This window comes from Halobium salinum (assembly GCF_026586625.1).
GTDB classification, from domain to species: Archaea; Halobacteriota; Halobacteria; order Halobacteriales; family Haloferacaceae; genus Halobium; species Halobium salinum.
This window is the reverse complement of the sequence record NZ_JAODIW010000006.1, coordinates 1,443,309-1,467,719: the sequence shown is the minus strand read 5'-3', so window position 1 is coordinate 1,467,719 and position 24,411 is coordinate 1,443,309. Positions and strand designations below refer to the sequence as shown.

Sequence of the window (24,411 nt, the reverse complement as noted above, 5' to 3'; positions counted from 1 at the left end):
GGTTAGAGTTTCGTAGATGAGCTCAGGAAGCAAGGAACCAGAGGGTCTGCTGCTCAGCTCCACGACTAGGGAGGGTAGTAAGCTGCCAATCCCGGAGAAGTGCCGCGAACACCTATGCGTCGGCTACCCTGATGACCCTACCTCACTCTGGGGCTACTTACCTGATCTTTCTTTGGCCCTACTCACCAAGACCTGGCCGCCCAGAATAGAGCAAGACGCTGTCCTAATTGGCACGTACGAGGTTAGCGACGGCCGAATCTTTATCGCTGATGAAATCGCAGAGAATACCCAGCTCAGTCAAGAGAGCGGCCAGACGGTCTACTTCTTCATAGACGGCGATATTGAGGGCGAGCAGATGGCTTTCGTAATGTCGGAAGTGCAAGCGTGGCGGCTTCTACCTGTTGATAACCTACCGGAAGATCCAGATATAGATCAGGAAGAATTTGAGGAGACGGTGATTAGAGACCAGCCTGGATTCCTGTCTGGACTGTAGAGGAATGAAAGTCAGCGAGCAGAGATGGCGTATCGAAGGTCAAGCCCTCTCTGCCAGTAAAGTACGAGACAGAATCCATGATTGCTGCGACGAATCAAGAACCGAATACTGGGAAAACGACGGCCAAGAAATCTGGTCCCAACCTCTAAAAAACGGGATACATCAACGAAAATTCCGGTACTCCCCAGCAGATGGCATTATCATAGAGGAGCTCCACACGGCAGACTGGACAAAATCTCTCGCCCCCTTCTTTGCCCTCGCCATAACTGTCTCAACAGCGTTCTTCCTTAGTCTCGACCGCCCGATCGTCCTCACCACGCTCAACGATACACACTCCTTCATCTTCCCGAAGCGACCTGCTCTGATTTCAGCTCTATTCTACTACTGCATCGGATTCCTCGCTCAGATTGGCTTAGATATAATCTCCGGTGGATATGGACTCAACTCGGATACCAGCTTCCGGCTCAAGATACCTGAAGACGCCAGAATCGAATCCATCAAATGGGACCGCTACTCACAGATCGCAACCTTCTCTCGATTCTCCCTCGTCTGGGTTGCCGGACTCGCCTTATTCGTTGACAACTTCCTGCTCAAAGTTTCGTTGCCTCTCTCCCTGGTAGTAGTCGGTGGACTCTACCTCGCTCAAACCTCTTTGAGCCAATCCAAATCTGTAAATTGGCCGACCGCACTAACCCTGATTCCATTCCTCAGCATGGCGTTCTTCGTATTCCCTCTCTTTACAAGTTGGCTGACTCCTCACTTCCTGCTGGCCGCGTACCTCCAACCCATAGTCTCTTGGGTATTTATCGTCACTACGATACTGGCGCTGTTCACAGGCATCGGATACGTCTGCAGAGGCTGCAACTTTCTGATACAGAATCTGAAGCAAAGCGAACCAAGCTGGTTCGAAAATAGAACGCTGGCCTACGCCGCCCTCACCGCTTACATAACTACAACTGCCCTTATCGTGACAGGGACCCTCATCTCACTCAACCAGCTCACTCTCGAGCTTACCAACTCTTCCTTCCTCCCAGCATTTCTCTCATCCCAACCCACGGAGAACATCTACTCGTCCGCGGCCAAATCCCTCGCTTCATCCGAGACCCCAGATTGGAGCCCGCTCAACTACACAACTGCGATATATACCATCCTCCTCTCACCAGTACTCATCTTCCTCGGAATGTGGATCTACAGCGTAGCAAACCATGCTCGTTCCCGACTACAATTAAACTCAGAACTCAAACACGGCGAAACCTTGCGATCCGAAGCAGTACCTCGAAGGGTCGATGCTGCAATCATAGAGGACGGTGGCTTCCCCGCTGCATACTCTGGATCACTATTCTTCGGCCTCAAACACTTCATCACCGTCAACCAGCCAATGGTCGATCTACTAAACGAGAAGGAACTGGACGCAATCATAGCCCACGAAGCCTACCACATCCAGAACCGGGACTGGGCAGCAAACCTCCTCGCCGGAATATTTTCACTATTATTCCTCGGCCGAAACACCCTGCTCGTATTCCGCGGCTACCCAGAGATAGAACAAAAAGCCGATGATCACGCCGCCCACACAGTCGGCAGTCACCACCTCAAATCCGCCCTACAGAAACTCGAACTCGAGAAACTGAAGCACCAACGCACACAAGACACCAGCCCGGGAGAAGCCGATCTCCCTCCGCTACAAGAAATCCTTACCGCAGCATATGCTCAGAAAACCCTTCAACCACTCACCCAGATCAAACAGTATCTCTACGCACCCTACGAACTGTTCTTCGGATCCATCATCTTCCAGTCCGCACACCACAGCCTCGAACAACGACAAAGGAGACTACAAAAATAGGGTTCGGCCAGGGTTCTGAACCACCGAACCCAGAGGGTTATCTCAGGCCCGGTCTCTCCCCGATAGGCTCCAGCCACAGGCCTCTGAAAGGGTTATTTCCAAGTAACGACTAAACGCTGTTCTGCGTTCTCCATATTTTCACTCTCCGCCAGAAAACAAAGGATAGACTCCGAGTACGATATCGATCAGAAACTGTCAGCAATGACTTCCCGATGGGTGTCAGGGTCGTCTGTCGTTCCAGTGTGGTGGTTTGCCGTATTTGTCTACAAACCGAGTGTAGTGTTTTCGTTCGAGCTTCTGATGACTTTGAAGCCATCCTGCAGTTTCGAAGCGGTACTTGTTCGGGCTTCGTTTTTCGAGATGGGTTAGCAGACGTTCCTGCAGATTCCGGCTGCTTCCAACGTAGACTTGTTCTCCGAACGATTTCAGTTCATAGACACCGCCCTTTGCCGGCACATTCGCTTCGATATGCTTTTTTGTCGCCTTGGACCAGTTCTTGTTTATCGGCATGAAATAGACGAGCAATATCCGTATATTTGAATATTCTGTCTCATAATTGAGCGATCAAGGCTGGTGCCGGCCTCCAAGAAGTTAGAGGCCAGTTGACATAAGTTCGGAAGGTTGGGATGGGTATAAACGTAACCGGGATGATTTCGAGGATTCACCGCGACATTCTCCACCTTGACGAAGAAGATAGGGATGATTTGGTAAGGCTAGTTTCAGAAGCCGAGTTCATTCATATGCGATGTAGTTTGGGTGAGCTATTCATAGCTATTTTCGTTACTCTTAAGCGCTTTAAATTACGAACGATTCAACACTATGGGCGGAGGGAGCGGCGGTTATCATCGACCGTCTGGAGGTGGTGAATCAGGAGGAGATACTGGGGGGTCTGGTCAGGATGAACCAGATAGTGTTCCTGCCCCTGGGTCAGGGCTTGAGGAAGAGACGACTGGAGACCAGACTGATGAGTCGGATGATTCAACCGACGAACCAGAAGAGACTCCAGACGACTCACCGCCAAGGGGTGGTGGAGGCGGTGGTGCACCAGTAGCTGGTCCCGGAGGAGATACTGATGGTGCACCTGAGGACGATGGTTCAGAGACTGGTGAAGAGGAAACGCCACAAGATGACAACGGTGAGAAGGAAGAAATAGAGAGCCCAGACGATCCGGTAGGTGACGAGGGGGCCGAGGAGGAGGAACGGACAGACCCAGGTACGGACGACGAACACGAAGAGCCCAATTCTGGAAGAGATGAACAAGTGGACGGTCAGCAAGATCGTGAGGAAGAGCAGGAAGGAGACCAAGAAGACGAGACGGACGACGAAGAGGACCAAGAGGAGGATGATAATGACGATGAGGATGATGAAGAAGAGGAGGACGAGTGCTTAATTGCGGAATCGGCGCTTCTCCACTCGCCAAACCCAGAACCGCTGGGAGATGCAACTGAAGGCGATATCTGTTCGGTATGCCTCCGAGAGCAGGTGGTCTGTGTCGTAGATTCGCAGGGCCGAACTATCGGTGCAATCGCTGAACCGTGGATTGACACATTGAAGCAGTGTATTGAGGAGGGCCGACAGTACCGCGCCCGGATTCTCGACATCGAGGGGGGAAAATGCGAAGTCCGGGTAACGAATAAGTGCCTTCTAAACCATAATTTCAACTTATATTTCATTAACACGGCTGTGCAAGACCAGCTTCACCCAGAACTCTCCCTTCTAGTCGAAGCGACTACCGAAGAGGTAGTTGTAGTCATGGCTGACGGCAGCCGAGTCGGTAACGTTCCTGATCCATGGGCGGAACTGCTCAGCGAGTGTATTGATGAAGGCAAGTCGTACAGGGCAGAGGTTCGTGACGTAACACCGGACTCTTGTACGGTTAATATCCGGAACGGCTCCATAGACGAATGATAATCACGGGTGGCGCGTACCACGAGCTGTGTCAGTTCCCTTCCGACTCAGCGTTCTTCGGCTCAGGGGTACGAGCAGCTGCGGCTACTGAGGGCATCGTCTCTTCCCGGAACCAACTCCACACCTGCATCGCCGCTGAAGACATAGAGACACTCAAGACCTACGCAGCTACGTTTAATTTCGACATCCATACAACTGAGATACCTGAGACAGTCACCTTCGACTACCTGCATAACCACTCGCATCCTACGCTTTCTCCACCAGACGCACCTGATTATGGTCGCAAGCTATCAGGAATTAATGGTGACGCTGTCCTGCGGTTCGGACTCGTTGAAGGGACTGCTATCGTCTCCGGCGAACGCGTGGTCTACGATCCTCAGTCCGCAGACCCGGTTCCATTCGACTCAAACGGCTCAACTGCCGATGAGCTTGCTCTCGTTCTGAACCGCCACGAAGCCGAGCAGCTGGCTGGAGAGGACGACGTAGAATCGATTCTCACAGACCTCATGGCAGGCACGACTGGTGCGGACGTGGTCGTCCTTAAGCGAGGCGCGAGAGGGGCACTCGTCAAAACAGCCAGCACGACGACTCAAATCCCAGTTTTTCAAACGGAGTCCGTTTGGGGAATTGGAAGCGGGGATGTGTTCAGTGCTGTCTTTGCTGGAGAGTGGGCAGAAAATGGCGAAGCTGCTGTAGACGCGGCACTGACAGCGTCGAAGGCGACAGCATACTACTGTAGACACCGTCACCTGCCGATTTCCAGAGAACTTATCGGAACAGTAACCAATAGTGCTTCATCAACGTTCATCTCACCAGACGCTACTCCTCCGACAATCTATCTGGCAGGACCGTTCTTTGACATTGGAGAGCGGTACGTCGTCGAGGAGGTCAAACACATCTTGGAGAGCGAGGGAGCCAACGTGATTTCTCCCGTTCACGATTTCGGACGAGCAGCCGACTACGACAGTGCTGAGGAGGTGGCGAAACAAGATCTGGAGGCAATTGAACGAGCGGATCTGGTGTTTGCGTTGTTGGATCATTTAGACTCGGGAACACACTTTGAGTTGGGATATGCTCGGAAGACTGGGATTCCAGTCGTCGGTTACGCGAACGATTTCGAAACCGGTAGTGAGACTATGATTAGCGGCTCTGGGTGCGAGGTGTACGAGGATCTGTCGTCAGCGATTTTCAATGCGATTTGGAGGGCGTATGTCTGAGTCCGTCTTACTATTATCAGGCGGGCTGGATTCTGCGACACTCGCGTATACACACCAACCGGATCTTACGGTGACAGTTGATTACGGGCAATGCTGTGCGGATGCGGAGATTCAAGCTTCATCACAAATCGCTGGTCAGCTTGGTCTGGACCACAAAGTAATCCAAGTGGACTGCCAGAGTCTCGGTGCTGGCACAATGGCAGGACGACAGGGAATCGACCTCGGTGATGCTCCAGAGTGGTGGCCGTATCGAAATCAGCTCGTAATCACACTGGTAGCAATGGATGTCGTCCGTCGAGGTGCAGATCGATTGCTTGTTGGAGCAGTTGCCGACGATCAGAGCCATGCTGACGGACAGGCAAAATTCTTCGAACTGATGGATTCACTACTCTCCTTTCAGGAAGGCAATCTCAGGGTTGAGACTCCTGCAATCGATAGAACAACAGAGGAGTTCGTACGCGAGGCGAACCCACCTGAATCACTCCTCGGGTGGACTCACTCCTGTACAGCATCGAACGCCGCTTGCGGCGAATGCCGTAGCTGCAAGAAACGGCAACGTGTCCTCACACGCATCTACTGACATTCCGCATGCTTGGATTTGGTGAAATATTCTTGGCATTTGCCGTCCCGGTTAGTCTTGACACCGTATTCGAAGCCGTAGAAAGGGTACTAATCAATTGAGCGCCGAGTTGGTGGATAGAATCAACCGCTATCGACTCGTTTCCCACTTCTGAATTGTAGACCTCTTCACTTTCACCCTACTCCCGCTACATATTTTTACAGACAGTACATGGATTCGATATGGCTACTCTCCCGTCCCTTTTCAAGCAATTCCTATCGGATATCCGTCCGACAGAAGAGAACAAGCAGGACTACAAGGACGGCCACGAGACGCTTCGTGAGCGGTTGCATGAGGACGACACGATGAGTGAGTACTACGTCGGAGATTTCCTCCAGGGTAGTTATCGACGCTGGACTGCCGTGAAGCCAATTGGAGACGAGAAATCCGACGTGGACATTATTCTCGTTACGAAACTCGACAAGAACGACCATTCTCCCGCCGAAGCGATGGAGAACTGCGAGCCCTTCCTGAAGGAACACTACAGCGGGCAATGGGAGCGGAAACACCGAGCCTACCAAATCGACGAAGAGAGCGTCGAACTCGACCTCGTGTTGACCGCCGCACCCAGTGAAGCGATGCAGGACGCGATAGGCCCAGACGGCTCCATCGGATCACTGTCAGTCGATGCAGCCTTGGACATGGGACAGACCGAAGAATTGTTGCAAGGGCTCGGATTCGAACCCGGCACGAAAAGCGACGAGTGGAAAGTCGATCCGCTCGACATCCCCGACCGCGAACTCGAAATCTGGGAGAAAACCCACCCACTCTACACCACCGCTTGGACCATCGACAAGAACGCCCGCACCAACAAGCACTACGTCAACGTCGTGAAGACCATCAAGTGGTGGCGGCGGACCCAAGTCTCAGAGCCAAAGCGCCCAAAGGGCTACCCCCTTGAGCACATCGTCGGCTGGTGCTGTCCGGACGACATCGAGAGCGTTGCAGAAGGTGTAACCCTCACCTTCGAAGACATCGCGCAGCGCTACGCCGCCCATGCACAGAACGAGGAAACACCATTCCTCGGAGCCAGGGGCCTCCCCGACAACAACGTCTTGGCCCGCATCGATGGCGAAGATTTCGCTGCGTTCCACGAGAACATCGTTGAAGCCGCCGAGGTCGCCCGGCAGGCCCTCGATGAGGAAGATCCGTCTACCTCCCGTGATTTGTGGCACTCTCTTCTCGGAGACGAATTCCCACCGTACGGGAGCGATGACGACGACAGCGACGGCGAGCGTCATTCTTCACAGTTCCGCTCTTCGTCAGGATCTACTAGTGTTTCCGACCAGCGATTCGCCTAATCCACTGCTGAACTAACGTATGCCTCCTAAGGAACTAACGCGAGCAGTAGATGCGCTTGACAAACTCGACGCAGTCACGGTGCGTGAAGACCTCCGACAGCAAGAGGACGGGCGTAAATGGATACTCAAGGTCCAGCTTCGCCTCACCGACCTCCCAGCGGACACGCAGGTTCCACGAGAGACCGACTGGTATGTCCTGATCGAAGATACCTATCCGTGGGGATCAATCGAGATTCATCCGTCTCAGGAAAATAGCATCACCGCAACCTTCCCCCATCAACGACGGAACCACCCCGGTAGTGAAGATGAGCCGTGGCGGAGGGGGAACATCTGTGTCTCTCAATACGGCCACATCCTTGGCCGGTCAGGTGCAATTGCCGAACCATACGACCCTGACGAACGGCTCTGGTGGCACCTAGAGAGAGCCCTCGCGTGGTTGGAGACTGCCGCGCACGGAAACCTTCAGCAGCCAGGCGATCCGTATGAAGTGCCAGAATTCGATATCGGAGCAGCCCCGAATCGAACGCTCGCGTTCAACGAGACCTACGACTCATTCGAAGACTGGGAATCAGTTAGCGAATCATGGGGCACTGTCGAACTTCGCCAGTTAGCCGAGCCCACGGGAACACTCGCCACCGGACAATTTAGAGATCAGGACGGTCACGTCGTTCATCACCCCGAGTGGGGCGACTACATCAAGGACAATACCGAGGACGTATTCCCAGGAGCTTGGATTCGCCTCGATTCGACACCGTTCGAACCACCCTGGGAAGCACCAGGAACATGGCGTGCACTGGAGAACGTCTTCGAAGATGCTCCCATTGAGCTGTACGAACTCATGGGAAAGGTCAGCTCAACTGTCACGGAGGAAGATGTTCAAATCCTACTCATTGGGTTTCCGATTCCCGAAGAGATTGGTGGCCCTGACGCTCTCATCCGGTGGCAGGCTGTCAAGCTTCTTAGTCTCAAACGACCAGTCGAGCACGTCGGTGGATATCGGAATACCGAGCGAAACCGCGAAATCCTTGCCCGGGTCGATTTAGTGAACAGGGAGATTCAATGGCTGGACTCGGAGAACTGGGCGCACGACCAACTCGCACGGCGTGGATCGCTGTCGAAGCCTCTCTCTGAGACGAAGGTACTTCTCATTGGGACTGGCGCGTTGGGAAGTACACTTGCGGAATGCCTTGTACGAGGAGGTGTTCAGGAGTTGACGCTCATCGATGGTGAAACATTCGAAATCGGGAATCTCGCGCGACACACGCTGACGCTCTCCGACGTTGGCGAAAAGAAAGCCACCGCGCTCGCTGAGCGACTTCAGTCACTCTCCCCGCACGCCTGCGTCGAAGCGATAACCGAGGATTTCCCACCGACCGGCGAATCACGGGATGCAGTCGCTTCATCAGAGATTGTTATCGATTGCACTGGGTCGAACGCCGTGCTGGAAGCACTTCGCCGCTTCCCGTGGAAGCACTCGACGCTGTTCACCTCCGCCTCAATGGGACGACGCGGTAACCGGCTGTTCGTCTATTCTACGTACGATACTGCCTTCCCACATGATCGCTTCCGGGAGGCACTCAAACCGTGGCTGCTCCAAGAACGATTAGAGTGGTCGCATGGCGAGGATGCTGTGCCGGAACGAGTTGGCTGTTGGCACCCGGCGTCCGTCGTTCGGATGGACCGAGTGACCACGTGGGCAGGGACGATCTCTCGCCTCCTCAACCAAGCAATAGACCTCGGGCACGGACAATCCGACCTCACTATTCTTGAAACCCAAGCAGAAGGCGAAGTACCACTTGTGTCTGAAGCCGAGCCGCCATTCCAAGACGCGATAGAGTGGACATCCGCAAACTCGTCGATTACTGTGAGACTCCCGGCGAATCGTCTCGCCGCTGTGAAAAACTTGTGTACCGAAGCAGGAGGGGTGGAAACCGGCGGGATTCTAGCGGGGACGTACTTCTCGGGGAGTGGAGCGCTCGTTGTTCGGGCGACAGATCCGCCGAGCGATTCGGCTCACGGGCCGACGACCTTTCACCGGGGAACCGAGCAAGTAGATGAATGGCTCAAAACGGCTAACGAACGCCTCGGCATCCAGTATCTCGGTGAGTGGCATTATCACCCGGCCGCGCCACCGGAAGCAAGTGATGACGACCAAGACGAGATGGTGTCCATCGCAACGAACGAGAGTTACCACTGCCCCGATCCAATCCTCGTCGTTGTCGGCGGAACACCACCCGATGACCTCTCCGTGAACGTGTACGTTTTCCACCGCGAAGGCGACTTCGAAGAACTCCATCGTGCGAACCCGGAGGACGAACCGGAAGATAGTCAGTGAGATACGAGTAACCATCTCTTCAGATCAACGGTGACCGACTATGACTAACCCGACGGGAAAAATGTTCGTCAGCTACCGAAGGAGCCAAGCTGACATCGCTGAAGCGCTCGTCACGTCGTTACACGAGCATGGGATACGGACTTGGCAGGATATTTCCGATCTGCGTACCGAGCCAACGCAGTCCGAGATCAGGGAAGTGTTAGAGGTGGAGAATCCTGAACTCGCCGGTGGTGTTGTACTGGTAAGTGGGGACGTTGTCGATTCTGGAATCATTCTCGAACTGGAACTCCCGGGCCTTCATAATCGGTGGAAGAACGAAGAAGAGTTCTTCGTGGTAGTCGCACTCTGTCCCGGAATTGACTATGATGACGCGAACGCAATCCTCTCTAAATCCCCTACACTGCTTGACTTCTCTGATTGGAACATGATTAAGCTGGGGTCTACAGCGGAGCCAGCAGCAGCCGATGACGTCGCCACGGCCGTTCTCTCTGAACGGGTTCGTCTCAACCATGAACGACTTGATACGGACCACCCGCTCGACGTATCTCTCGATACGTACGCTCCCCCCTCCTATGCATCTCAGCCAGCGATTACCATAGATTGGTCATCGTATTTCACAGACGGTCCTCCAACGTCTTATCGCTGGAATCGACGGCTTCTCCCCAGACTCCAGAGAGTCATCGACCTTGTGGAAGAATCTGCTCCCGGGAGATCTCTGCGCGTCCGCGGACAGGCTCACTTGCCAGCCGTGTTCGCACTTGGACGATGCCTGCGAACGACGAGAGGGATCGATGCGACGTGGCTGCAACACAGCGCAGGCCAGCATTGTCCATGGAACGTCCATACCGATCAGCAAGACAGTGGATTGGAGATCGACTTTCATGTGAATGACATTACTGGTTCTGACTTGGCCGTTCTGGTCAGTGTCACGAATGATGTAGACGCAGCTGTCGGGAGATCCAAATCATCGCTTCCTAATTTCGGCGGTGTTCTTGAACTCTCGCTTGGCGATGACAGCGGGTCGGTACTGAGTGCTTCAGAGGCCGCACATACTGCACATGTGTTTCGCCAAAAGGTTCAATCGGTATTGAATGAACTATCTGCCATATCTACAATACACCTCTTCATGGCGGTCCCAGCGGGCCTCGCGTTCCTATTCGGCCAACAGAGCAACACCTTCCCCGAAATCCAGACGTATCTCTTGGAGACTACGGACGGAGCAAGAACTTACCAACCTGCTGCCTCACTAGGAAATTGACTACACTCAAAAGCACCTTGTTGTGCCCAACTAAAGACTCCGGCAAAGATGACTGAGGACTCAAACGATTCAGAGAACTTTACAGACCTCTCAGACGAGGAGATTCAAGATCTCTCACAAGAATTTACCGAGGCAGTTCCAGAGGCGCTGGGAAGAACGTTGGGTCTAGACTTGTTTAGCGGTGCTAGAGCAAGTGAACCAGATGAGTTTGAGGAGGAATTCTCTGAGCGGATAGCGGGGTTTCTCACTGGGTTCCGAGATGCGATGGCTGCAGAATCAGAGGACGAGACGGTTATGGCCATATTCGACCTCCAAAGCGACGTGATCGAACAGTACATGATGGAGCCCGATGATCGACAGGAGTTCGATAGTGGTTTGACATTCATTACCGAGCAGCTTCGGTCATCTCTCGAAGTTAACCGTGAAGGGATGAAAGAACTCGGGCACGCCAACTACTTTGATTTACTTGATGAGTTTGCGAAGGAGATCGTAGAAGCCGGTCAGGCGGGTGACGTCAAGGAATTCTTTGACGGGTTGGAAAATGGTTCTCAGCAGATGATGTTACAGCGGTTATTTAATCCGGTTCTCACGGAATATTACGACTATCTTGAGGAACATTCTGAAATTTCAAGTGCCAACGAGGCTCGGCAGTACGCCGATATGTATCATAAATTGGCTGAGCTTGTTGGAGACATCCTCCCTCAGTTCATCGCGGTTCTACAGATCGTCAGCGGCCGAGAGGAGACGTATGAAGCATTGTCGAAGATGGGATTGAATAATCTACTCCAGAAATTACAGAGCAAGAAGTTCAACCGTTTCAACGAGCTTGCCGACGGTATTGATCGGGAGCTTCGGAACTCGATTGTTCACGGGGAGTTCATAGTGAATCCGATAGAGAACAGAATCGAGTTCTTTGACCGTGGTGACCCGGTAGCTGAACTAGATTACTCGGAGTTCCAAGACGAAGTCTTGAGATTACTCGCTTTGTTCAATGCTCTGTGGGTGTTCCGCCTAATGCTCATGTATTACCGCGTTCGACACCTTCCAGAGGTGGTTGAAAATCTACGTGAGGCCAATTCAAGTGAATAGAATTTGTACAGATTCAAAGCACGTAACCTCCAGATGTTCTACTGGAGCGTATCGTGTAGGCCGATTCAATCAGGATTGCCAATAGAGACCGAAACGACGGTGTGGGGGTTAATAGGCATGCCTTGAGATGGTAACCCCGTCATTCGAGTTTCTTTGTCGCTGCTGAGAATAGAGAGAATGTACTGTAACCGTGACCGACTAAAGGATTAGGAATTCGCGTCGTCTTCATCAAGGATGAATTCGTCAATTCTTCACTCCTTACCGATTAGCCGTCTTTTTGTGGCCAGTCGGCCTCTGCAGTTCCGAGTGGTGGGATCCTCTGATTCGCTATAAGTTATTAAGAGGAACTGGGGCTTAGTCTGCCGACATGACGCAGAGCGTTACCAGCGTCGACAGACCGCGGTAAGTCCGTCTCTTGCTACTCACGTTCAGTATAGTCGTGGTTGGGGTTGCTGGTCTAGCTGAATGACCTAGAGGACTATCGAGGACGACTTCCCCGACTCACCGGAGTCACGTGATCTTGCTCTGGTCTATCTCGCGAAGCACTACTCCTCCATTGGTCAGACATATCGTCGAGTGTGACTCCTCCGTCGTTCGCTCGCTCAATCCCGGTTAGTCAGGAAATGAGATGCGTAGGCCGGAGGGCATTGAGAACTACTCCGAGACGTGCTGAGTGACGAAATGTGGAGAGAACTTCATCAACTGATGCTCTGGGCTGGCGTGTAGTCCCCACGCCGCACTAGTGTAAGGTACCTGATTTGAAGGTACTGATTGAACTGATGAAGGCGTCAATACTATTCCCCCCACAAAATTACCAAATAAGCACTATTTTGTAGACTCGTACCTTTCGATCTTGTGTTGATGAGGTTCTGCTGTCCTTGTTCTTCCATCCGAAGCTTGGTCTGCCGGGGGTAGTGTGAATTTGCGGTGTTGTTTCTGCGGACATGGAGGTGTTTACTCTATTGCTGAATGGGCGGCACGCCACCAGCTGAAATCACTGAAGAGATGGATGACCGACTTCGGAATCGAACAAGAAGATCTCTCGGTGCTATTGAACCCTGAGATCAGGGAATACGATCTACGTACCGGTGAACAGTTGGAGCATCCGTACTGTGAAATCAGCATCCACGGCCGAGACCGGAAATATCTCTCACGAAAGGATTTGGGTGGCTATCGGTTCAACTCCACAGTCAGGTACAACGATATCAGCGTTGAAGAGTTCCTTGAAATCGAGTACCCGACGTACGTCGTGGTTTTCGAATCCGAATTACCCGGTGCAGAGCTCCAGTACCCGGTATTCGACTGAAGAAAGTCGAGAAACGGGTCGGTTCATGGTTAAGTACTCTAGCATAGCCGGTGCTAGGAGAGAATTAAAAGTTTCACACGCCAGAATAAGACACTCGAGGCGGCCAAACCGTGACTAACACAGTAGATGAGATTTTCAACAAATTCCCTGCTCAGGACAGCGAAGAGGATTTGATAGAGCTGGTCGACTCAATCCTGAAAGGCTCCGCAAATCAGCTGGACTCAGAACGGTTTCAAGAAGCTTACAGCCAGCTCAACTCAGTTGAGAGAGCAATTTTTCTGGCATATCTCTCCCGTTGCCTTCGAGACCAAGCCATCGAAAAAGTGCTGTCAAGCTGACCTATTCCTATGGTTGGCAGATTATAGACAGTAATAATTTTCTCTCTGCCAGTTATTGAGTTATAATGATGGACGCATCCAATATGGCTTGTGACGGAATTACTGTCGATTCTGACTGAATTCCAGCGCAGGCTGTATATGATTGCAGGTGTAACAGAATTGTTGGCTGAGAGAGTATGGGTTTTGCTTTGGGATTTGGAGGAGAGATGAAGGTAGCAATATAGCTTTCTGTCAATTCCAGCCGGCTAAATTGGGGCCAACGTATAAAAGTTTGCATGTCCAGTAGTACTTATGGCGGTTGATATGCGGGCTGAGAAGGTAGACGATCCAACGGAGTATATTAGAGAAGCCCGTGAGTCAGCCCAATTTGAAGCCATTTTGGATGAGACGGAGTCATATGTCGAAAGCCGTGAGGAGACAAATAATTCTGCTATCTGCCTCTACGATCGGGAAACCAATGAATCAGCGCATAGAGTCGATTTTCTATACGATGTAGTTGGAAGAGATGGGTCAGAGGACCTCTCTCTAAACGTTCAGGTCTTCTTCCCAGAAAAGGGTATGCAAGAGACAGTTGGTTACCTGCGAGACAGGAATCTTTTGCTAACCGAGTTTTATACAAACCATGAACTCATGCCGGATTGTGTAGTAGATGAGTGGGATGGCGATGTGGTGTTAGAGGCACGAGATTACGAGCTAGAAAATATATTAGAGTGATCTATTCTCGAGAACGGTCAGGAGTGGTAGATAACGATGTAGGACTGGCGTTGTCGGTCGGTTATCTGAACAAACCGATGGCTGGTGTCTACGGGAATCATCTGCAAGTATGTACTATCTATTCATTTGATGATAAGAAAGGTGGGTACTACTCTCCGGTTCTTCGGGATTTATCGATAACTGTGGAGGAGGTAAGCGGAATCAGTTCTGCTGAGACCGAGTTTAAGATACGCGATTCGAATGTACTTAGAGGCGGCTCAAGTCGTCTCAAGCAACTGGTTCCAAAGTGGGGGAAACCGTTGGTAATAGAAACTGCTAAATTCGCTGCAGGGAACGTGAACCCAATTTTTGGTATCTTCCTAAACGCAGCATTCGCACAAGTGGGTGGTAGCGGCCATATTGGGAAAACGGCAAGGAAGAAAATAACTGCAAAGGAGGAAAGAAAATGGAGCGTGAAAAAGTGGCGTCGAAGCCCCGGATCATTCTCAATTAACCTTGAAACCGCATTACTACTTGCATTACAATCAACAAATATGAATACGTCTGGATCGGTGGTATATCGACTAAAAGTGAGAGCCACCACAGGGAAGCAAATCCGTCAGAGCAAATTAGGAGATGCACTCCAGAAGACTGGAACTATCTCTGATCAGGTGAGATTCAAAATCGACTGGCAATAGGAAAAACCGAATTACATGTGGTCGAGTGCGTTTCTGCGTTCTTCGACGGGTGCATGGTCGTATTTCATTGTGGTTATTTCTGATTTGTGTCGAAGTTGTTCTTTGGCGGCTTTGAGGTCTTCTGCGTGGCGCATGTAGGTGCCGACGCTGTGGCGGATGGCGTACCAGGACATTCCTCGTTCGCTGCTTGTGGAGTCGTCGTTCCGGTGTGGAATACCGGCCTCAGTACACAGGCTTTCGAGTATCCGTTTGAGCGAGCTGCTGCCGTACGGGTTGCTATACCGGGTCAACCACAACTCATCTCGGTCGTTGTATTTGCTGTACTGGCTGCGTTCATCCAGCCAGCGGCTCAATATTTTCGCGGTGTCTCTGCGTAATGCGGGTGTCCAGTTGTCCCGGTTCTTCGCGGAGTCCTGCTTCGGAATCCGGAGCACGGCATTCTCAACGTCAACCCATTGGACGACTGCTCGTTCGACTTCGACTGGTCGTAGGCCTACATCGAGTGAGACCATTACCATGCTCGGGATTTTCCAGCTGTTCATCCGCTGCCAATCACTGGGTTTGACCTGGGTCTTCGGCTTATCCAACCGCTGGGCGATATACGCCTTCCACCGATCACGCTCCTCAGGACTCAGATCGTTGTAGGCCGGTATGCTGCCGTACTCTAATGCGGCTTCACGTACCTTTTGACGCTCTTCGAGAGTGAGGTAGTTCTGTGGCTGCGTAGGTTCAGAGGAGAAGCTGCGTTTCGGCTTCCAGAGCTCGCTGCTGCGTTCGTGGTGCCGCCATTTGAAGTACCGTTTCAACGCCTTCAGGCACTTGGATTTGTGGGAGTTGCTGTTCTCACCGTACGCCAAGTGATCGATATAGTTGCCCGCGTGCGTGTGTGTAATTGAGGTGGTGTAGCCGTCTTCTTGGCTCCAGACCCAGCGGTAGAACTGGTCGAGTCGGTAGGCGTCACGTTTGACTGTAGATTGGCTGTAGCCCTCGGCTTGATCGGGGTTCTTCCCGAGGTGGTAGAGCCATTCGAGGTAGGTTTCTCGGTGTGTTTCGTAGTCGAGTAGCTGGCGCTGGTTCAACTGTTTTTCTGCGGGTTTTGGTACGAGCTTGATGTCTTCTGGTAGGTTTGCCATAGGTTATCGCGTCTCCGTATGGCTAGAACTAGAATTCTTTCGGCCTGACTCTTTTAAAACCACGGGACGGCGTCGGGGTGGTACTTCCGAGTTATCGCATCGGCCTAACGGGTGCATTTGGTGAAACTCCTGAGTAGGCCGGAAACAGCGCGTAGAAGCCGTGAAAGTGCTCGGTACGGGATTTGAACCCGTGTCATCGGCTCGAAAGGCCGAAATGATTGGCCGGACTCCCGCGCCGAGGGCGCGGTATGTCGAGCGTAGAGCGCCGAAATCTGGCTTCTTTCAGCCGTGGATACTCATTAGACAACTCGTTGGTACTTAAAACCCACTATGTTGGCCCCCAGCCAAGTGACGTTGAGCCACACTTAGACTCGGTACATATTCATCGACGAAAAGTACTTGTGAAAATGAATGTATGGGTACTGGTAGGTTAGATATGGGAGAAGCAAAGAAGCAGTTCGGAGAACGGGCGGAGAAAATAGCAAATTCAGCGCAGCATTCTTCGGTAAAGCGTGGGATATTAGACAACACACTTGGGTTTCTAAACTCGACCCCACCTGTTGCTGTACTCTCTCGTGACGAATGCGTTCAGTTTGTTTTCTTTAATCGGAGCGAAGGCGTCCGAGGTGATCCACCGAACATCCCGGACTATTCACCAAGTGAGTCCCGAGGAACGATTTTGATAATCACGGACAAACGAGTGATTCTCCTGATCGGCGAGGAAGAAACCGACCGTGTGGTAAGCATTCCTCATGGAGTCATTCAGGGTAGTTCGTACAAAGCATCCTTACTCGGGTCGAACTGGATCGGAGTCGCAGGAGTTAGCCGAATCTCGATACAGACTGCCGATGGTGAATACTCGATTCCTGTAATACGGGCCACTTGGGAAGACGTTGAGCGAGGAAGCCATCATATCGAAGCTTACAGCCGCGAGTTCAACGGCGGGGAGATCGAGGAATTTGAACCAGAAGTCGAATATGACCCCCGAAGCGACGGTCCCGAATTGGAGACGATATTCGTTTGTCGGAAGTGCATGGAACAAGTGGATAGAAATATCGAACGTTGCCCGCATTGTAACTTCCATCCGCAGTCGGACACGAGAGGATTCGTGTGGCAGACCGTCAGTATCGGTCTCCTGATGACTCTTCTTGCACCTTTCGGAGTCGCGATGGAACATGACACATTCAAGAAGAGACGGCAAGCTAAGCGAGGTGTAGTTATACGGAAGACAGCCGGAGTCATGGAAAGTGACCACGAAGACGATGAACCGGATAGTTTGAACCAAAGCTCGGCTGACAAACTGAGAGAGCTGAGCGAATTACAGTCGGATGGTGTGATAAGTAGCGATGAATTCGAAAACAAGAAGTCGGAGATCCTGTCCGAATACTGAGGACGCTCCACTCATCCCCTGATCGGTGATGGTGGAACTTCATTGAGGTGCCGAGGTCAACCTCAGCTCTGTACGCAGACGAGAGGAGTGAAGCAGTAGGGTCGTTACTCTCTGTCCATGAACCGTATCGCCAAGGGGGACCGGGTTCGAGTCGATATTCCCGACGAAGCCGATCCCGACCACGACTTGCACCACGGGAGACACGGAACTGTGGTCAAAGTCATACAGGACGACGCATCGAGGACCACAGGAGACGACCGCGACGGAGCGCTGTTCCGCATCAAGTTCGACGAGGGTGGAACTGGAGATTTCCGACGACGCGACCTCCGTCCACCTCTCGAATGAGTACCCAACACATGACTTTTATTGGATGACTGTCTCGGGACGAAATATGCCCGACACATCGGCCATTCTCGATTCACTTCATGGAGTCGCGGCTCGACTTGATGACGACATGAGCGAGAAGGACGTTGAGAACGCCTTCCTCAACGAGGACTTCTACACTCTTCTTGGTTACAAGGGCGCAGGTACCGACCTCCGAAGTGAGTTCACTCTCCCTGACAATCGACGCCCCGACTATGTGACGCTTGACTCAAATGAAACGGTCACCGCCGTCTACGAGTTCAAGACCACCGGCCGAGATCTCGCTCCACACGAGGACCAGCTGTTTCACTACGTTGACGAGCTGAAGGCCGACTACGGTGTCCTGACGAACGGAGAGGAACTTCGGCTCTACCGACGAGAGAACCGCGCGCGTCTCCTCACAATCTCACTCGAAGAGGCGACGGAGAGTGACGCGGCTGATATCGGGTCGGCACTTCAGAAACCGGCCTGGGACGTTACAGACCCGGAGAGTGTCAGCCGGTACCTCGATGGTCTCGATGAAGTCGAACTCGATGGTGAACTTGGTCGAGACCACTTTTTCGACACCTTCCGCTTAGAGAAGGGTAGTCCCTTCGCCAGCCTCGTCACGGCGATGATGGACCTACTGGAGGAGCTACGCGACGAGCAGCACGCGAAGTTCGTCGAAGGAGCGTACGACTTCTGGGAGGCGAGCTACGCGAGCGAACCCGACGAGACTCCTGATTCGTGGGACTCGTTTATTGACGGGAAGCAGTCTCTCCGTGACTTCATGTTCTGCCTGGAGTCCGGGCACGCCCTTCTCGCTCGGCTACTACTGGCGAAAGCCACAGACGACCACGATTTCTTCCCCACCGAGAAGGGTCTCCGACGATACTTTGACGAACTTGGTGGCTTCAGCGGAACCATTACTCTCGACGCATACCCTATCGCGGCGAACGGCATGATCGAAGATATGCGGAACCAGCTCGTCGAGAGCCTCTTTGAGGACGACATCTTCATCTGGTGGACCGACGGCTACGGTGAGCAGACCGCCAGTCAGCACGAGAACCCCTACAACCGATTCCGAGAGGTCGCTGAGGAAGGGACAGACGTATCTCGTGTCACCCCTGCTACTCGGGAACGCTTCAGCCGTGCTATCGCAAACGTCTCGTTCGCCGTGCTGAAGTTCGACTTCTCGCGAATCGAAGGGGACCCACTTGGGAACCTCTACCAGCGCTACTTCGACCCCGAGACACGCAAAGCCCTGGGAGAGTTCTATACTCCACAGCCGGTGATCGACTACATTATGGACGGCGTGGACTACAACGTCGGTGTCTCCGGGGAGCGTATCATCGATCCCTCCTGTGGCTCGGGTACGTTCCTCGTTGAAGCGGTAAACCGTTATCTCGAAGACGTACGCCGGTACAACGACGACCCCGATTGGGCAAAGCACCTCTCCGAACTTTGTACCCGCCCGCATATCGTTGGACTTGACATCCATCCGTTCGCCGTCCTGATGGCGCAGATTCGGTTCATGGTGACGATTCTCCCTGAGTATAAGCAAGCTAAGCGGGGCAGGGAGGACTTCACCATTCGGCGGCTTCCCATCTTCCGTACGGACTCACTTCGTAACGAGCGCGAGCTGACCGGTATCAACCTCGGTGACGAGGGGAAGACGCAGATGACGTTCGACTCGATTACCGAGGACAACCAAGACGTAATGATTCCGGTGCCTCTTCCCATTGAGGTCGACGAGGACGAGGTAGACGAGTCGGATATCGAAGACGGGTTCCTCGTTCAGCGAGTTCGAATGCCGAAGTACGACACCGCGAAGGTGAACGCGGGAGTCCGAAACTTCGGGGAATACTTCGCCGCGTTGCAGGGTGTTCTCGACGTGGTGAAGTACCACATGCACGAAGGAATGTGGGAATACACAGGAGGTCTCGAAACGGGCATCAATCGGTACACAACGCGCGAGTACGAGGGGGTGGAGGACTTCTTCGAGCCGTACGTGAACGACGTGCTGGGTACGGTTCGATATCTTCGTGAGGACCACGGAGACGGGCGGCTGTTCAAGATGTTTGAAGACAGCGTCCTCGCGCTCGTCGTGAAGAACTACATGGAGTACGACTATGTCGTCGGCAATCCTCCTTATGTTCGAGTTCAGTATCTACCTGACGAGCAGAAGAAGGTACTAAACCAGCTCTACGACTCCACGACTGGCAATTATGATATCTATTGCACATTCTACGAGCGGGGACTGCAGCTTCTGAAAGAGGGTACCGGGAAACTCGGATACATTACGTCGAATCAGTTTTTGCTGACGGACTACGGTGAAGGTATCCGAGAAGTGTTACAAGACGAAGCAGCTATCGAGGAGGTGTATGATTTCCGAGACTCTGGGGTATTCGAAGATGCAGCGAACCTTCCTGTTATTTTATTTGCACGCGACGAGCCGGATGAGTCCGCTCGGCAAGAAAACAACATCCGATGTGTAAGAGTGAAATCAAATATTGGTGAACATAGTCAGAATCAACTGGATGAAGAAGTTGTTCTGAGCGTCCGAAAACATAATGATGACCCTGGGTACAGCGACGCATTTATTGATGTCTTTGACTTCCCTCAGTCAAAGCTTAATAAGCAATTCTGGTCGTTGATGCCACCCGAGGAGCTTGGTGTCTTCGAGAAACTCAAACAGGAACGTGATGCTACCTTAGGGGATGTAACTGATTCGATATCTTCAGGAACACAGACGAGTTCCAACAAGACCTATGTGGTCGTTCCCCAGGACGCTGATCGAATTGAGTCACACGATCGTGGGGACACGGTACGGATTGTACCGACCGGTGAGTCAAAAGAGTATGAAATCGAGACAGATTTGCTCCATCCGTGGCTGCAAGGAATCGATGTTCAGCGGTGGCGGGGTGATTGGGCAGGTCAACACGTTCTCTTCCCATACTCCATCGAAAAAGATGATAGTGGTGAATTTAGTGCCCGTTTGTATGGTGAAATGGAACTAAAAGAATCATACCCTAAAACCTGGAAGTTCCTGACTGAACATGAGGACACTCTTCGAGGAAGAGAGAGTGGCCGGTGGGAGAATAGCGATGTCTGGTGGGAGTTTGGTCGTCCACAGAATTTAGAAAAATTCCGACTTCCGAAGATCATCAATGCGGACATGGCGAGCAATGCTCGGTTCATGATTGATGAAGAAGGACATTGGTATTTCAAAACCCCATACGGAATCTACCTGAATGAAGACCTGCGACCGAATACTGAAAGTGTAGCATGTCTGGTGAACTCAAAGCCGCTTGACTTCTACCTAAAACACATAGCTCCAATGCTTCTTGGGGGAAAATACCGATACCAGGCTCGATATCTCAATGAACTTCCGTATACCGATGTGACCACTTTGTCGGCGGAGAAGCTACAAAACAGAGTTCGACCGATTCTGAATACTCTGGATGTCAAAAACAGAATGGAACGATTCCCTGAAGCATATCTCGGAGACTTTGACGGTGATCTCGGCTACATAGACTACGAGTGGCAAACACGGCGGTATCCAGTCAATGCGGACATCCAAGAGAAATCAGATGGTCGATTCGCAGTAACTGCCGGTCGCTCTGACGAAATCACCCACCAACAGATGGACAAGGGTGATCGAGAAGAAAAGAAACTCCGTTCGAGGTACGTTCATGCCGCCGTCAACGGTCGAAACATGAAGAAGGGTGAAGAGCAGACTATACCCATCCCCGAGTCCTCGACCGGCGTGAAGCAACTCATTGACGCCTTGGAGTCCGACCGTCGGACCGTTGAGGAGACCGACATCGAGGAACTGGAAGCCGAAATCGACCAAGTGGTGTACGACCTGTTCGACCTCACCCAGGACGAGAGGGCGGTCATCGAGGACTACCTCGAAGTGTTCTGACTCTGTATTTCTCTTCTAAGAGTCGATTGACGAGCTGTCCCTTGGTGGGCCAACCTGTCGAGAAAAGCCGTCTCCATTCATCCTGTTTCCGCACCTCCGTAACGGTCGAAATCACGGGGCGTTTCTTGGCACGAAGGGCGTTCAGAGTGCGGTGTTCGAAGCAGCTCTCTGAGAGGCGCCGAAGGTAATAGCCGGAAGATCAGCCGCGACGGCGCGATGGAAGTCGACGCCTCAAACCCGGACTTCTCCCGTATCGGGATTCCGGGCGGACTCGGAAAGGAACTCGACGAGTACGAGTGGACCGACGGCACCCCGAAGGGAGCCTCACCCCGAGCGGGGTTCTTCGGGAACACGTTCCTCAACGACGTGAACTTCGGAGAAGGGAACACGGTGAACCGACTCTACCTCAAGGGTGTGACGCTGGAGGCTGAGGACCGCGCCTTTAGAGTCGATACGATTGGGTACGAGCGCCCCGCCCAGCTCGCCCCAATTCGAGATAAAATCTCCCTGGACGTACCCCGAATGCGGGACGTGCTGATTCGCAACCCGATGGTGGATATCCTCGACGCGGTTGACGTGGATGTGGATGCAGCCATTGAGGGGCAGCAGCAGATGGGGCTGGCGGCCTTCGGAGGGGCGTAATGCCCTGCACCGTCTGTGGTGAGTCGGCCCGAGAGAAGTGCGGTGGGTACTGCTTCTGTTTCCGACGAGACGACGATGGAACCGCCCGATACATCTGTCTCGACTGTGGGAAGAAACAGATCGAAGAAGCTGCCGAGGGGAACACACCCCCGAACAGGAGAGACGAATGAGACACCCAACAGCACGACCGGCGAACTGGCCCGGAATCGACCGAGACGAAGATGAAGACGATGAGGAAATCGACCCTCTCCGAGTTTACGACGACGAGTGAAGACCCGATTGAGGGATTCAGTAACGGGTTAGACGCATCTCCCCCACGTGTACGCTCACACCCTCAATGCAACGAAATCGCTGATGGTAGTCCTCCTTCGAGGCGAGTGGGACGAACCGAGCGACGAGCTGTCGGCGTTGGCCGAGAAGTACGGCTTTGAATTCTACCCTCGACCCGGCGACAACCCACCGGGATTCTACTCGACGGTCAGCGACACGACGAACTTCAAGTATCGAGTTCCATAGCCCATTTCCCCTCACCCCACTCCGGGGTGGGGGGCCTTTTTTATTTAGAACAAGTGATGAAGCGAGCAATCATCGTTGGGTGTGGGAAGCAGAAGCGAGACGGGGAGAGCCGGGCGGAAGACCTCTACACTTCACCGTACTTCGCGTTCAAACGGCAGTACGCCGAGACGTTTTCAAACGGCAAGTGGTTCGTCGCCTCGGCGAAGCACGGCCTCCTCCCGCACTACCGGGAGGTTGAACCCTACGACAAGCACATCAAGGAGATGGACTACGACGAGCGAGTCGCCCTGTTCGAACACGGGACGCCGTTCGGGTCGGTCACGAGCGCATTCACCGATCTCTTCGAGTACGACGAGGTTGACGTACTCGCCGGGAAGGACTACGTGAAGCCGATTCGAGAGGCGTGTCGGAACACCAAGGACCGATGGGGGAAACTCAGCGACACGGCGTTTCAGGACCCGCCCACGGTCAATGGAGTGTTCCAGCAGGCGAACCTCGGGGGGATGGGCGAGCAGATATCGTGGATGAAGACGGCGCTGCGAGAGAATCTACGACAGCCCGGAGAGAAATACAACGGACAGGTCGGCCTCGACCGCTACAACTACGAGGTGGAGGTATGATGGAACTCCCCGAGGATACCCCGGAGTGCTGGCCGGAGAACGTCGAGACGAAGCATGGGCCGTTCCGGTTCGTCCGACTGTACCGGGCGCTCTCTCAGATGAACCACGGGGCGGTGGGATGTGGCTCAGTCCGACGACGAAACTCGGTGTGATGAAATACGGGGATGGGGAGGTGGGACTCTCAGCGATCCCCACTACTACGACCCCGACCAAGACTCCCACGTCTACGAAGAATACAAAAAGGACGTTCGCTGGTTCGAGGATATTCCGACGGCTCTTCGATACGCCGTGCGGTACATGGAAGGCGACGACTCGGTGATTCCACAGGCCGAGGTGTCAACCACACAGACCACATTCTCGTCAATACAGTCATAGAAATACTTATTTTAGGCTACGTTGTTATGTTGGGTGAGGCGGTTTCTCAGAGGGTTTGGTTTCATTGACCTGAGAGCAACCGCTGTAGCTGAAGAATGTTGGCTAAAGAAAATAATGATGCAAAGAGTTGCAACGCTATCGAATCACTCCGCCCGCAATTTTGCGAAGACCCTCGTCGGGAACCGCATGAGAAAGAGACAGCTATCCACTTGGAGGGAGACGCCAGCCGTGCAAGTGTCACCTCGTTCAAGAAGGTAACATACATGAAAATCCTTCAACATTCTGACTTTGACCTCCAGCGACTGAACATCCTTGACGAGACAGGACGTGAACGGACTGTACAGTCACTTGATGAAATCATTGATAGCCC

23 protein-coding genes and 1 tRNA gene are annotated in these 24,411 nt (G+C 52.8%); 21 read left to right on the top strand and 3 right to left on the bottom strand.

Annotation, left to right across the window (positions count from 1 at the left end; all coding sequences use genetic code 11):
• Positions 1–16: 16 nt before the first annotated feature.
• A complete protein-coding gene (locus tag N5095_RS10770) occupies positions 17–493 on the top strand; it encodes a hypothetical protein (RefSeq protein ID WP_267622823.1) in 477 nt (158 codons plus the stop codon).
• 4 nt (positions 494–497) lie between these two features.
• Positions 498–2,333, top strand: a complete 1,836-nt coding sequence (locus tag N5095_RS10765; RefSeq protein WP_267622821.1) for a M56 family metallopeptidase — start codon at positions 498–500, stop codon at positions 2,331–2,333.
• Between the two features lie 219 nt (positions 2,334–2,552).
• Here the strand turns inward: N5095_RS10765 and N5095_RS10760 are convergent, their stop codons facing one another.
• On the bottom strand, positions 2,553–2,843 hold the full coding sequence (locus tag N5095_RS10760) for a DUF7508 domain-containing protein (protein WP_267622819.1): 291 nt from the start codon (positions 2,841–2,843) through the stop codon (positions 2,553–2,555).
• Positions 2,844–3,152: 309 nt separating this feature from the next.
• Between N5095_RS10760 and N5095_RS10755 the strand changes: the two genes are divergently transcribed.
• The 11 genes from N5095_RS10755 (at position 3,153) to N5095_RS10705 (ending at position 15,095) form a co-directional block, all read left to right on the top strand.
• Positions 3,153–4,241, top strand: coding sequence for a hypothetical protein (locus tag N5095_RS10755; RefSeq protein ID WP_267622818.1), 1,089 nt, complete (start codon positions 3,153–3,155; stop codon positions 4,239–4,241).
• On the top strand, positions 4,238–5,458 hold the full coding sequence (locus N5095_RS10750) for a PfkB family carbohydrate kinase (protein WP_267622817.1): 1,221 nt from the start codon (positions 4,238–4,240) through the stop codon (positions 5,456–5,458). The genes N5095_RS10755 and N5095_RS10750 overlap by 4 nt, the downstream gene beginning before the upstream one ends.
• On the top strand, positions 5,433–6,038 hold the full coding sequence (locus N5095_RS10745) for a 7-cyano-7-deazaguanine synthase (RefSeq protein ID WP_308203533.1): 606 nt from the start codon (positions 5,433–5,435) through the stop codon (positions 6,036–6,038). The genes N5095_RS10750 and N5095_RS10745 overlap by 26 nt, the downstream gene beginning before the upstream one ends.
• 221 nt (positions 6,039–6,259) lie before the next feature.
• Complete coding sequence (locus N5095_RS10740; protein WP_267622814.1) at positions 6,260–7,378, top strand: SMODS domain-containing nucleotidyltransferase; 1,119 nt, start codon at positions 6,260–6,262, stop codon at positions 7,376–7,378.
• Positions 7,379–7,397: 19 nt separating this feature from the next.
• The gene (locus N5095_RS10735) at positions 7,398–9,713 is read left to right on the top strand and encodes a ThiF family adenylyltransferase (RefSeq protein ID WP_267622813.1); all 2,316 of its coding nucleotides are present in this window, start codon (positions 7,398–7,400) and stop codon (positions 9,711–9,713) included.
• Positions 9,714–9,753: 40 nt separating this feature from the next.
• A complete protein-coding gene (locus N5095_RS10730) occupies positions 9,754–10,971 on the top strand; it encodes an SAVED domain-containing protein (RefSeq protein WP_267622812.1) in 1,218 nt (405 codons plus the stop codon).
• 48 nt (positions 10,972–11,019) lie between these two features.
• Positions 11,020–12,060, top strand: coding sequence for a hypothetical protein (locus tag N5095_RS10725; protein WP_267622811.1), 1,041 nt, complete (start codon positions 11,020–11,022; stop codon positions 12,058–12,060).
• A 1,009-nt stretch (positions 12,061–13,069) separates the two neighbouring features.
• Positions 13,070–13,366: a hypothetical protein gene (locus tag N5095_RS10720; protein ID WP_267622810.1), complete on the top strand. Its 297-nt coding sequence runs from the start codon at positions 13,070–13,072 to the stop codon at positions 13,364–13,366.
• 110 nt (positions 13,367–13,476) lie between these two features.
• Entirely contained in the window at positions 13,477–13,704 is a 228-nt protein-coding gene (locus N5095_RS10715) for a hypothetical protein (protein ID WP_267622809.1), read from the top strand.
• A 291-nt stretch (positions 13,705–13,995) separates the two neighbouring features.
• Positions 13,996–14,418, top strand: coding sequence for a hypothetical protein (locus N5095_RS10710; protein ID WP_267622807.1), 423 nt, complete (start codon positions 13,996–13,998; stop codon positions 14,416–14,418).
• A 23-nt stretch (positions 14,419–14,441) separates the two neighbouring features.
• Positions 14,442–15,095 carry a hypothetical protein gene (locus tag N5095_RS10705; RefSeq protein WP_267622806.1) on the top strand — a complete coding sequence of 218 codons (654 nt, stop codon included), beginning with the start codon at positions 14,442–14,444 and terminating at the stop codon, positions 15,093–15,095.
• Between the two features lie 11 nt (positions 15,096–15,106).
• Here N5095_RS10705 and N5095_RS10700 read toward each other — a convergent pair whose 3' ends face one another.
• Positions 15,107–16,228 (bottom strand): tyrosine-type recombinase/integrase, encoded by a 1,122-nt coding sequence (locus tag N5095_RS10700; RefSeq protein WP_267622805.1) that lies wholly within the window; start codon positions 16,226–16,228, stop codon positions 15,107–15,109.
• A 167-nt stretch (positions 16,229–16,395) separates the two neighbouring features.
• Positions 16,396–16,460 (bottom strand) — tRNA-Glu (locus tag N5095_RS10695).
• Positions 16,461–16,664: 204 nt separating this feature from the next.
• Between N5095_RS10695 and N5095_RS10690 the strand changes: the two genes are divergently transcribed.
• The 8 genes from N5095_RS10690 (at position 16,665) to N5095_RS10655 (ending at position 24,041) form a co-directional block, all read left to right on the top strand.
• Complete coding sequence (locus N5095_RS10690) at positions 16,665–17,618, top strand: SHOCT domain-containing protein (protein ID WP_267622804.1); 954 nt, start codon at positions 16,665–16,667, stop codon at positions 17,616–17,618.
• 117 nt (positions 17,619–17,735) lie between these two features.
• The gene (locus N5095_RS10685; RefSeq protein ID WP_267622802.1) at positions 17,736–17,963 is read left to right on the top strand and encodes a DUF8139 family protein; all 228 of its coding nucleotides are present in this window, start codon (positions 17,736–17,738) and stop codon (positions 17,961–17,963) included.
• Positions 17,964–18,009: 46 nt separating this feature from the next.
• Positions 18,010–21,888, top strand: a complete 3,879-nt coding sequence (locus N5095_RS10680; RefSeq protein ID WP_267622801.1) for an Eco57I restriction-modification methylase domain-containing protein — start codon at positions 18,010–18,012, stop codon at positions 21,886–21,888.
• A gap of 216 nt (positions 21,889–22,104) precedes the next feature.
• Positions 22,105–22,530 carry a hypothetical protein gene (locus tag N5095_RS10675; RefSeq protein ID WP_267622799.1) on the top strand — a complete coding sequence of 142 codons (426 nt, stop codon included), beginning with the start codon at positions 22,105–22,107 and terminating at the stop codon, positions 22,528–22,530.
• A gap of 318 nt (positions 22,531–22,848) precedes the next feature.
• Positions 22,849–23,046, top strand: a complete 198-nt coding sequence (locus N5095_RS10670) for a hypothetical protein (protein WP_267622797.1) — start codon at positions 22,849–22,851, stop codon at positions 23,044–23,046.
• Positions 23,047–23,102: 56 nt separating this feature from the next.
• Positions 23,103–23,666, top strand: a complete 564-nt coding sequence (locus N5095_RS10665) for a DUF6884 domain-containing protein (RefSeq protein ID WP_267622795.1) — start codon at positions 23,103–23,105, stop codon at positions 23,664–23,666.
• A complete protein-coding gene (locus N5095_RS10660) occupies positions 23,663–23,818 on the top strand; it encodes a hypothetical protein (RefSeq protein WP_267622794.1) in 156 nt (51 codons plus the stop codon). Before N5095_RS10665 ends, N5095_RS10660 begins: the two co-directional genes overlap by 4 nt.
• The gene (locus tag N5095_RS10655) at positions 23,787–24,041 is read left to right on the top strand and encodes a hypothetical protein (protein WP_267622792.1); all 255 of its coding nucleotides are present in this window, start codon (positions 23,787–23,789) and stop codon (positions 24,039–24,041) included. The genes N5095_RS10660 and N5095_RS10655 overlap by 32 nt, the downstream gene beginning before the upstream one ends.
• Positions 24,042–24,411 lie beyond the last annotated feature (370 nt).

What these genes read in the sequence shown, in the direction of transcription:
- N5095_RS10745 (WP_308203533.1), top strand. Translation starts at nt 5,433, where the DNA reads ATGCGATTTGGAGGGCGTATGTCTGAGTCCGTCTTACTATTATCAGGC.
- N5095_RS10770 (WP_267622823.1), top strand. Translation starts at nt 17, where the DNA reads ATGAGCTCAGGAAGCAAGGAACCAGAGGGTCTGCTGCTCAGCTCCACG.
- N5095_RS10665 (WP_267622795.1), top strand. Translation starts at nt 23,103, where the DNA reads ATGAAGCGAGCAATCATCGTTGGGTGTGGGAAGCAGAAGCGAGACGGG.
- N5095_RS10660 (WP_267622794.1), top strand. Translation starts at nt 23,663, where the DNA reads ATGATGGAACTCCCCGAGGATACCCCGGAGTGCTGGCCGGAGAACGTC.
- N5095_RS10750 (WP_267622817.1), top strand. Translation starts at nt 4,238, where the DNA reads ATGATAATCACGGGTGGCGCGTACCACGAGCTGTGTCAGTTCCCTTCC.
- N5095_RS10710 (WP_267622807.1), top strand. Translation starts at nt 13,996, where the DNA reads ATGGCGGTTGATATGCGGGCTGAGAAGGTAGACGATCCAACGGAGTAT.
- N5095_RS10720 (WP_267622810.1), top strand. Translation starts at nt 13,070, where the DNA reads ATGACCGACTTCGGAATCGAACAAGAAGATCTCTCGGTGCTATTGAAC.
- N5095_RS10690 (WP_267622804.1), top strand. Translation starts at nt 16,665, where the DNA reads ATGGGAGAAGCAAAGAAGCAGTTCGGAGAACGGGCGGAGAAAATAGCA.
- N5095_RS10755 (WP_267622818.1), top strand. Translation starts at nt 3,153, where the DNA reads ATGGGCGGAGGGAGCGGCGGTTATCATCGACCGTCTGGAGGTGGTGAA.
- N5095_RS10680 (WP_267622801.1), top strand. Translation starts at nt 18,010, where the DNA reads ATGCCCGACACATCGGCCATTCTCGATTCACTTCATGGAGTCGCGGCT.
- N5095_RS10765 (WP_267622821.1), top strand. Translation starts at nt 498, where the DNA reads ATGAAAGTCAGCGAGCAGAGATGGCGTATCGAAGGTCAAGCCCTCTCT.
- N5095_RS10735 (WP_267622813.1), top strand. Translation starts at nt 7,398, where the DNA reads ATGCCTCCTAAGGAACTAACGCGAGCAGTAGATGCGCTTGACAAACTC.
- N5095_RS10740 (WP_267622814.1), top strand. Translation starts at nt 6,260, where the DNA reads ATGGCTACTCTCCCGTCCCTTTTCAAGCAATTCCTATCGGATATCCGT.
- N5095_RS10685 (WP_267622802.1), top strand. Translation starts at nt 17,736, where the DNA reads ATGAACCGTATCGCCAAGGGGGACCGGGTTCGAGTCGATATTCCCGAC.
- N5095_RS10760 (WP_267622819.1), bottom strand. Translation starts at nt 2,843, where the DNA reads ATGCCGATAAACAAGAACTGGTCCAAGGCGACAAAAAAGCATATCGAA.
- N5095_RS10700 (WP_267622805.1), bottom strand. Translation starts at nt 16,228, where the DNA reads ATGGCAAACCTACCAGAAGACATCAAGCTCGTACCAAAACCCGCAGAA.
- N5095_RS10725 (WP_267622811.1), top strand. Translation starts at nt 11,020, where the DNA reads ATGACTGAGGACTCAAACGATTCAGAGAACTTTACAGACCTCTCAGAC.
- N5095_RS10675 (WP_267622799.1), top strand. Translation starts at nt 22,105, where the DNA reads ATGGAAGTCGACGCCTCAAACCCGGACTTCTCCCGTATCGGGATTCCG.
- N5095_RS10730 (WP_267622812.1), top strand. Translation starts at nt 9,754, where the DNA reads ATGACTAACCCGACGGGAAAAATGTTCGTCAGCTACCGAAGGAGCCAA.